This is a genomic window from Clostridioides mangenotii TR (assembly GCF_000498755.1).
Lineage (GTDB): Bacteria > Bacillota > Clostridia > Peptostreptococcales > Peptostreptococcaceae > Metaclostridioides > Metaclostridioides mangenotii_A.
Window position 1 is genome coordinate 1 of record NZ_AXUS01000039.1, and the last position, 9,461, is coordinate 9,461.

The 9,461-nt window shown below is 29.6% G+C and carries 7 protein-coding genes, 1 pseudogene and 1 other annotated feature; of the genes and pseudogenes, 5 read left to right on the top strand and 3 right to left on the bottom strand.

Features of this window, described 5'->3' with window-relative positions:
* Positions 1 to 198 precede the first annotated feature (198 nt).
* Positions 199 to 408 (top strand) — a binding site (T-box leader).
* A gap of 208 nt (positions 409 to 616) precedes the next feature.
* The 4 genes and pseudogenes from argF (at position 617) to clpB (ending at position 5,622) form a co-directional block, all read left to right on the top strand.
* Positions 617 to 1,626 (top strand): annotated as a pseudogene (gene argF / locus T473_RS16970) (ornithine carbamoyltransferase).
* Positions 1,627 to 1,896: 270 nt separating this feature from the next.
* Positions 1,897 to 2,349, top strand: coding sequence for a replication/maintenance protein RepL (locus T473_RS0114500; protein ID WP_024622536.1), 453 nt, complete (start codon positions 1,897 to 1,899; stop codon positions 2,347 to 2,349).
* A gap of 4 nt (positions 2,350 to 2,353) precedes the next feature.
* A complete protein-coding gene (locus tag T473_RS0114505; RefSeq protein WP_024622537.1) occupies positions 2,354 to 2,947 on the top strand; it encodes a hypothetical protein in 594 nt (197 codons plus the stop codon).
* A 77-nt stretch (positions 2,948 to 3,024) separates the two neighbouring features.
* A complete protein-coding gene (gene clpB / locus T473_RS0114510; RefSeq protein ID WP_024622538.1) occupies positions 3,025 to 5,622 on the top strand; it encodes an ATP-dependent chaperone ClpB in 2,598 nt (865 codons plus the stop codon).
* A 173-nt stretch (positions 5,623 to 5,795) separates the two neighbouring features.
* Here clpB and T473_RS0114515 read toward each other — a convergent pair whose 3' ends face one another.
* Complete coding sequence (locus T473_RS0114515; RefSeq protein ID WP_024622539.1) at positions 5,796 to 6,653, bottom strand: YitT family protein; 858 nt, start codon at positions 6,651 to 6,653, stop codon at positions 5,796 to 5,798.
* Between the two features lie 278 nt (positions 6,654 to 6,931).
* Between T473_RS0114515 and T473_RS0114520 the strand changes: the two genes are divergently transcribed.
* Positions 6,932 to 7,825 carry an MBL fold metallo-hydrolase gene (locus tag T473_RS0114520; protein WP_024622540.1) on the top strand — a complete coding sequence of 298 codons (894 nt, stop codon included), beginning with the start codon at positions 6,932 to 6,934 and terminating at the stop codon, positions 7,823 to 7,825.
* A 106-nt stretch (positions 7,826 to 7,931) separates the two neighbouring features.
* On the opposite strand, the gene T473_RS0114525 is transcribed toward T473_RS0114520, so the two are convergent.
* Both T473_RS0114525 and T473_RS0114530 read right to left on the bottom strand, forming a co-directional pair.
* Positions 7,932 to 9,035 carry a DUF5808 domain-containing protein gene (locus T473_RS0114525; protein ID WP_024622541.1) on the bottom strand — a complete coding sequence of 368 codons (1,104 nt, stop codon included), beginning with the start codon at positions 9,033 to 9,035 and terminating at the stop codon, positions 7,932 to 7,934.
* On the bottom strand, positions 9,028 to 9,417 hold the full coding sequence (locus T473_RS0114530; RefSeq protein ID WP_024622542.1) for a GntR family transcriptional regulator: 390 nt from the start codon (positions 9,415 to 9,417) through the stop codon (positions 9,028 to 9,030). The genes T473_RS0114525 and T473_RS0114530 overlap by 8 nt, the downstream gene beginning before the upstream one ends.
* Positions 9,418 to 9,461 lie beyond the last annotated feature (44 nt).

Consider the following 9,461-nt stretch of genomic DNA (forward strand, 5'->3'; position numbering starts at 1 on the left):
TAAAATATTTTATTTAATATTATAAATTAAAACAAGAAAACAAAACTAGCTGAATTTAGTATTTGGCTAGTTTTTTTAATACAATTCAATACCTTATCTGTTTGATTGATAAAAAACATTTTATAAATTCTAAAAAATTCTAGAAATTTATTGACATGGGATACAAAATAAATTAATATAGATAGAAATAATAAAAAATTAAATCCTGAGAAGAAGAGAAGTAGCAGTAAGCTGATTTATAGAGAGCCGAGAATGGTGGAAATTTGGCAGTACTGTTTTTGCGAATAGAGCTTTGGAGGATATTGCAGGAAATTAGTATTGCAATAGGTGTTCTCGCCTTAAGAGATCGAGTGGGTAAGATATTCTTATCAATAAGTGTGGTAACGCGGATGTATATTCGTCTCTTGGTCTTTGACTGAGGGATTTTTTTAGTTGTATCTTATATATCTAAATATACTATGCAAAACAATATATAATTGAGTTAGCGCTATTATTAGAATATTTTACTAAGAAGAGTGGTACCGCGCAATGTCGCCTCTTAGCATTAATTGCTGAGGGGCTTTTTTAATACAAAATTTTAAAAAAATTAAGGGAGAGTGAAATAATTATGAAAAGTATGAACAATATTAGCTTAAAGGGTAGAAGTTTTTTAACACTGAGAGATTATACTAGTGAGGAAATAAAGTATCTGTTGACTTTAGCGAGTTATTTAAAAACAAAGAAAAAAGTCAGTATAAAAGGAGATTTGCTTGAGGGAAAAAATATAGCTTTACTATTTGAGAAGACATCTACTAGAACTAGATGTTCATTTGAAGTTTCAGCTCACGATGAAGGCGCCTTTACCACATATCTTTCGCCTGCTGATTGCAATATGGGCAAAAAAGAATCTGTTAAAGACACAGCGAAAGTATAGGGGAGATACTACGATGGAATACAATTTAGAGGCTTTAAGCAAGAGACAGTAGAGACTTTATCTGAGCATGCAGGGGTACCTGTATGGAACGGGCTAACCGATCAATACCATCCGACGCAAATACTAGCAGACTTCCTTACAATAACTGTAAAGACCTCAATAATATAAAACTAGTTTATGTTGGAGATGCAAGAAATAATATGGCTAATTCTCTCATGATAGGCTGCTCAAAGATGGGAATTCACTTTGTAGCTCTAGCTCCAAAAAAACTCTGGCCAGTTAATGAATTGATTGAGGAAATGAGTGAGGTATCTAGAAAGTCACATGGTAAGATAACATTGACTGAAGATGTAAATGATGTAAAAGGTGCGGATGTAATATATACAGATGTTTGGGTTTCGATGGGTGAAGAAAATATGTACGAGTCGAGAATAAATTATTTGAAAGATTATCAAGTAAATATGGATATGTTAAATAAGACAGAGAATAATAATGTGATTTTCTTACACTGTTTACCAGCATTTCACGACTTAGAAACAGAAGTAGGGAAGAAAATATACGATAATTTTGGACTTAAAGAGCTCGAAGTAACAGATGAAGTATTTAATTCAAAACACTCAAAAGTTTTTGAAGGAGCGGAGAATAGAATGCACACGATCAAGGCTATTATGGTTTCTACTATCGCTTGTGCAAATTTGGATAATAAATTTTAAAACATTATTAATGAAAAAAATAGCGGTCATTGTTAATTAATGCAATTATTAAATGCCTAGTAGGAATAATAATAAATTTTTTTTAAAAAAGTATATAAAATATTATAAATTAGGACTAAAAGAATTGAAATTACACAAATATTATAATGACAATTGTTTAGTATAAAGACTAATAGAAGTTTATCTTATTGCTTAACTTTTGTCATTTTTTCTTTTGACAAGCTAATTTTTTTGTAATATATTTACTTTATAGATAAAAAGTGAAAGAAGGTGAGGATAATTTTTAATTCGAATAAAACGGCTAAAAAAGATTTTGAAGATCATTATACGGAGAGTAGTAATGTACTTTTTGAAAAAAATAAATACTCAAACATATCAATTAAAAACTATTTAAAAGTTGTAGAAAAATCATATACAAAGAAGGATTTGATTCCACTTATGCTTTTGAGTCTTATGGATAAAAACAACAAGATTTATATGACACTAGATGAACTTTCAAAAGAATTTGATTATCCAAAGACAACTCTTTCAACAAATTTTACAGAACTAAAAAAAAGAGATTTTTTGCAGAGAGTAAAAAATGGTGTATATATGATAAATCCATCCATTTCGTATAGAGGAAGCAAAATAGATAGAGATAGGCTGTTAGATCAATACAATGGTTTAAAGGTTAAAAAAGGAAATAATTCAAGTAACAAAGAAGCTGATAAGGGAAGAAGGTAATTAGATGAGTTTAAAAGTTGATAGAAATATATTACAGTGGTTTGATCGATTTTTTGAAGAAGAATCTACTACACTTAGACAGCATAATTTCCTTAGTAACCTTAGCCAAAATAACGTTTATAATAACAACGCAGCGTTTACTCTTGAAAAAAGCAATTCTAACTACTGGAAACTCTATTTTGAACTTCCAAATGATTATATAATCAAACTAAGACAAAATGTTCACCCTCTGTTTAGAGAATATATATACGAACAAATTTCAATATACAACAATAGCCAAATTTACAACTTTATTAATACAAATATACTTAGAGTGTTTGAGAATGTATCTGATTACGAGTACGACTACATCGAAAATATATACGTAATAGATTACAGTGAGAGATTTTTAGAAATATGCAAGAGTTTAATGGTTGGAGAAAACAGATTGTTAAACAATGATTTATATATAAATGCCGATAAAAAAGACAGTATAAACTTCTTTAATAGTGATAAAAGTTTTATACTTACACTTCAATTTGATCCAGACAATAACGAAGATTTACTAGATAGTCTTTTGGATCTTAGAAAATCAATTATAATAAACGAAAAAAGTTAAAGCAATTTAAAATAATCAACAAAAAATATGAACTATTATCTAAATATAATAACTAAAAAGAAAAAGGAGTGATTTAGATGGACGTAGAAAAAATGACAGTGAGAGTTCAAAAAAGTTTAAATGAGGCATTTAATGAAGCAGTTAAAAATCACAACCAACAAGTAGATGTAATCCATCTTTTTTCAGCGCTTGTAAATCAAGAAGATGGACTTATTCCAAATATAATCGAAAAAATGAATGTATCTATCGATGCACTTAAAAACTCCATTGACTTTGAGATTGATAAGCTTCCAAAAGTATACGGAGAAGGTGCAGATTCTCAAGGTGTAACTGCTACAAGACGTATTAATGAAGTTCTTATAAAAGCCGAGAGTATATCAAAAGAATTTAAAGATCAGTATATAAGTGTTGAACATGTAATGCTTGCAATTATTGATCTTGAATCAAAAAATACAGTGGGTAAAATATTGAAACAGTACAATATAACTAAAAGTGAATTTTTAAAAGTTCTTCATCAAGTTAGAGGAAACCAGAGAGTTGATTCCTCAGATCCTGAGGGAACTTACGATGCACTTGCTAGATACGGTATCAACCTAGTTGACTTAGCTAAAAAACACAAACTTGATCCCGTTATAGGAAGAGACGAAGAGATAAGAAGGGTAGTAAGAATACTTTCAAGAAAGACTAAAAACAACCCAGTATTAATCGGTGAACCAGGTGTCGGTAAAACAGCTATAGTAGAAGGGTTAGCTGAGAGAATTGTAAGAGGGGATATACCTGAAGGATTAAAGGATAAAATTGTATTTTCACTTGATATGGGTTCGCTTATAGCTGGTGCTAAGTACAGGGGTGAATTTGAAGAGAGATTAAAAGCAGTCCTAAAAGAAGTACAAAGTTCTGAAGGTAGAATAATTCTATTTATTGATGAGATTCATACAATTGTAGGTGCTGGTAAAACAGAAGGTTCGATGGATGCAGGTAACCTAATTAAACCAATGCTTGCCAGAGGTGAACTAAACTGTATCGGTGCTACAACTTTTGATGAGTACAGAAAATATATTGAGAAAGACAAAGCACTAGAAAGACGTTTCCAACCTGTTGTAGTTTCTGAACCAACAGTAGAGGATACAATTTCAATTCTTAGAGGGCTTAAAGAGAGATTTGAGATACACCACGGTGTAAGAATTCACGACAGTGCAATAGTAGCGGCAGCAAAATTATCCGACAGATATATCCAAGATAGATTTTTACCAGATAAAGCTATAGACTTGATAGATGAAGCTGGTGCAATGATACGTAGCGAAATAGATTCTCTCCCTACAGAGCTAGATGTAGTTAGAAGAAAGTTATTTACTCTAGAGACAGAGAGAGAAGCTCTTCTTAAAGAAAAAGATGAAAACAGTAAACAAAGGCTAGACGATATTCAAAGAGAAATAGCAGAACTTAAATCTAAAAACGATGAAATGACTGCAAAATATGAAAAAGAAAAAGGAAATATACTAGAGATTAAAAACCTAAAATCACAACTTGACGATGCTAAAGGAAAAGTTGAAAGATACGAAAGAGAGTACGATTTCAACAAAGCAGCAGAGGTTAAGTACGGTGAAATACCTACTATAGAACAAAAGATAAAAGACTACGAAGAAAAAATGCAGGATAGCTCTGAAAATGCACTTCTTAAAGAAGAAGTTACAGAGGAAGAGATATCAGATATAGTATCTAAATGGACTGGTATACCTGTCACAAGACTAGTAGAAACTGAAAGACAAAAATTATTAAAACTTGAAGACGAACTTCATAAGAGAGTTATAGGTCAGGACGAAGCTGTAACAGCAGTATCAAATGCAGTAATTCGTGCGCGTGCTGGTCTTAAAGATGAGAAAAAACCTATTGGATCATTTATATTCTTAGGGCCAACTGGTGTTGGTAAGACGGAGTTAGCTAAAACTTTAGCTAGAAACCTATTTGACGATGAAGACAATATAATAAGAATTGATATGTCTGAGTATATGGAAAAACAAGCAGTTTCTAGACTTGTAGGGCCACCTCCAGGATATGTCGGATATGAAGAGGGTGGACAACTTACTGAAGCAGTAAGAAGAGCACCGTATTCAGTAATTCTATTTGATGAAATAGAAAAAGCACATGAGGATGTATTTAATATGTTCTTACAAATACTTGATGACGGTAGACTTACAGATAACAAAGGTAAAACAGTAGATTTCAAAAATACTCTAATAATTATGACTTCAAATATAGGTAGTAACTATCTATTGGAAGCTGATGGAAATATCACAGAAGAAGTAAACAGCATGGTTATGAGAGAGATGAAAATTAGATTTAAACCAGAGTTTTTAAATAGGGTCGATGACATAATTATGTTTAAACCGCTCAACAGAGAAAATATCAAAAAAATTATAGATATATTTATGAAAGACTTAAAAAACAGACTTAACGAAAAAAATATAAATATAGAAGTTTCAGAATCTGCAAAAGATATTATGGTAGAAGAAGGTTACGATCCAGTGTACGGTGCAAGACCGTTAAAAAGATATATAGGAAATGTATTAGAGACTACTATAGCTAAAAAGCTAATAGCAGGCGAATTATATAATGGATGTACAATACTTGTAGACGGCATAGACAACAGTATTACAGTAAATTTAAAAGAGTAGTATAACGAATATTTCTATAAAGTATAGCTTAAAATAAAGAAGTATATGAATAAAACGTAATATTCTAATAAAATGGTTTCAGATAAATAATCATATTGAAAAGATTTAAGATTTGTTAATTCAATATGAGTCATTTAACTGAGACCATTTTTCGTTAATTTATATGTTATATGTCATTTGTAATTCATTTTAAATCCATTACCAACAGCTTCATGAATATCAGTAATTATAATAAATGAATTTGGGTCTATTTCCTTAACCAGTTTTTTCAGTTTTACTACTTCTTTTTTTGCTACTACAACAAGTATAACTTTCTTATCTGAACCTGTGTACGCACCTTCGCCGTTTAAAATAGTAGCTCCTCTTTCAAGGTCTTCCATAATAATTTGATTTATGTCTTTGTATTTATCGGATATTATCATAAATGATTTTGAATAATCAAATCCTTCGATCATAAGGTCGCTCATTTTAACGATAATATAAAGAGCAAGAGTTGAGTAAAGGGCTATTTCTATCTTTCCTGTAACAATACCAGATAAAGCGACAACTACAGAGTCGACAACACCCATCAATACTGGCACACTAAGGCTTGGGATATATTTATTTAGAAGTAAACCAATAAGGTCTGTTCCACCAGTAGTACCGTTTATTCTAAAGATAAGACCATGTCCAAATCCCATAAGAATAGAACCAGATATTATAGCGAGTATTATATCATTTGTTACATCTAACATAGCTAGGTTATCTGTAAGTTTTAGGGCAAGTGTAAGAAGCAAAATGCCGAGCACAGTTTTAATACAGTCTTTTCTGTTTAGTATTTTATAAGCGAGTACAAATAATGGTATGTTTAATACGAGGTTTACTACCCACAGAGGAATTGGAGAAATAGTATTTATTACTACAGCTAGACCAGTAAGCCCACCGGGTGCTATTGAATGAGGATTAAAAAATAAATTAAGTGATGCAGCCATCAAAAAACACCCGACTACTAAAATTAAAACTTCTGAAATAGTTATTCTATCTTTTTTCATAACATCACTCCTTTGTTTATATTATAGTATACTTTACATTATTTAACTTATTTATAATCCTTGAATACAAAATACATAAAATAACAAATAAATAACATAATACTTTGATATAAGATAGAAATAGATCAATGTGTAAAAATGACGGAATAAATATTTGTGTAGCTATTTAATATAATTTACTTTTATACAAATTTTCTGAAAATTAGTGGAATTTGCATATTAAATGAGTTATAATAGAGAGATTCAGTATTAAATATACAATATCAGAGGTGATGAATATGGCTAGTTTGACTTTAGAACATATAAAGGGAAATACATATTATATTCCACTTCCTACGATTGTAGGAGTGTATGTAGATAATGGCAATGCTATTTTAGTAGACAGTGGTAACAATAAAGATACTTCGAGAAAAATACTTAGGCTTTTAGAAGAGAATAATCTTAAAGTAAAATTAATTATAAACACTCATTCTAATGCCGATCATATAGGCGGAAATGCTTATTTTAAAAATCAAACAAATTGTGAAATCGCAACGACTAAATTAGAATCTTATTTTACAGAAGATCCTATACTTGAATCATCATTTTTATACGGAGGGAATCCAAGCAAGGCTCTAAGAAATAAGTTCCTACTTGCTAAAGAGAGTAAAGTAGATCATATTATAGAGGCGGATGGAAAAATACTAGATACAGATTTAGAAGCTATATCACTGCCTGGTCACTATTTTGAAATGATAGGTGTAAGAACTCCAGACGATGTGGTATTTATTGGCGATAGTTTGATGCCACAAAATATAATCGAAAAATACCACTTATTTTATTTATTGGATATAGAATCTCAGTTTAAGACATTAAATAAACTTGTCGATCTAGAAGCTTCATATTACGTACCGAGTCATTATGTACACATGGAAGATATAAAAGATCTTATAAACGTAAACAGAGCTAAAATGAATGAAATAATAAATAATATAGAAGATATATGTTCTAATCCACTTACAATTGACGGAGTACTTGCAAGTGTCTGTAAGCTTTATTCTATAAAGCTTGATGCAAATCAATATGTATTGCTTGGAAGTACTATAAGATCGTATATTACCTATTTATATGAAAACAATAGAGTAGAGTACATTTTTGTAGAAGGCGAGATGCTTATAAGTAAAGTAATATAATCGATTAATTAAATAATTTAAAAAATCAGGTTGTAACTTTTAGCTATTAACCTGATTTTTATTTAAACCATTTAATTGTTATATAATAAAAGTATTAGATATACGATTAAGATATGATACCTATGATAATATCGAAAACAATGTATATCAACAATAATGCTATCCCTATATATATGATCTTACCTATAGGATTTGCTACGTTGATAGTCCAACCAATTCCGAATCTTTTTGGAATCATTAATGATGGATCGTTTTTATTGTAGTAAACAAGACCAAATAACCAATTATCTTCTTTGTCATCAGGAGTATAAGATGAACTAGATTTAAGATTTGACGATTTAACAAATTGTACTATCAATAATATAGCAGATAACATCATTAAAATAGTACTAATAATATAAAAATAGAAATTTATATCAGTACCATTTATGATTGAATATACTGAATTTATATATATTATACTTAAAGAGATGATAAGCCCCAAGAATGAATAGCCAAGGTAATTTAAAAACTTTAAAGTTACTTTTTTGCTTGAATCTATATCTTCAGTGTCTATCTTAATTCTTGACTTCATAGTTGAAATAGCCATTACAGTTAAAATTAGTACAATAAATAATAATAGCCCAATTTGCAATAAAAAGTTTATAAAAGTATTTTCTATAAATTCATCTGCTACACCGTTAAAATTCCAATGAATAGGGATTAATTCGAGAGTACTGTTATAGTTTGCAATTGAGTAGATAGTAAAGAGTACAATTACAGTAAAGTTAATAGCAAAGTATATCTTAAATTTGTTTATTATTTTATCTCTTTCAGAAAGTACGCTTGTATCAACCATTGCAACTGTTTTAGAAGGTTCTAAATTATCTTTTAATTTATTTTTTAGGTTCTTAGCGGAAGTATGAGTTTTTATATATATAGCTGTTTCAGATACTAAAAATAAAAGGATTGGAGCAGCTAGAACTATACTGTCACTACTAATTCTTAAAATAAGAACATAGGAAAGGGCTATTGTAAAGAAATAACTTAGAGTAAGTAACTTTTTGAAATTTTGGTCTAAAGATTTTAATTCATCTAAATCTTTGTACTTTTGGTCGATCAAAATTCCATAGAAATGTTTCTTTGATGTAAGTTTTGTCATAAATAAAAACATCAAGTACATTAAAGTAATAGTAAATAATAGAATACCTATATTAAATCCATTATTCATATCTTTTCACCTCACAGTTATCGTAAAATTTTTCAGATAAAGACAAAAATTCCTCTTTGCTTATACCAGATAAATAAGATTTCGCTATCAAGAGCTCTAAATCTTGTTTGTTATTATTCATAGTAGGATTGTCTTTCTTTAATGGTAGATCTGCAACGATTGCTCCCTTTCTACGGTCTATATTTAAATATCCCTCACTCTTAAGTTCGTTATACGATTTATTCACAGTATGAAGGTTAACCCCAATATTTTCTGCCATTACCCTTACAGACGGCAGAGATTCATTAACTTTTAGATTACCAGAAGCAATACTTTTAATAATTTTATTCTTAATTTGTAAGTATATGGAAGTATCGCTATTAAAGTCTAATTCTAAAATCATTTTATCACCTCCGAATTAAATATTATGTATATATATTATATAAT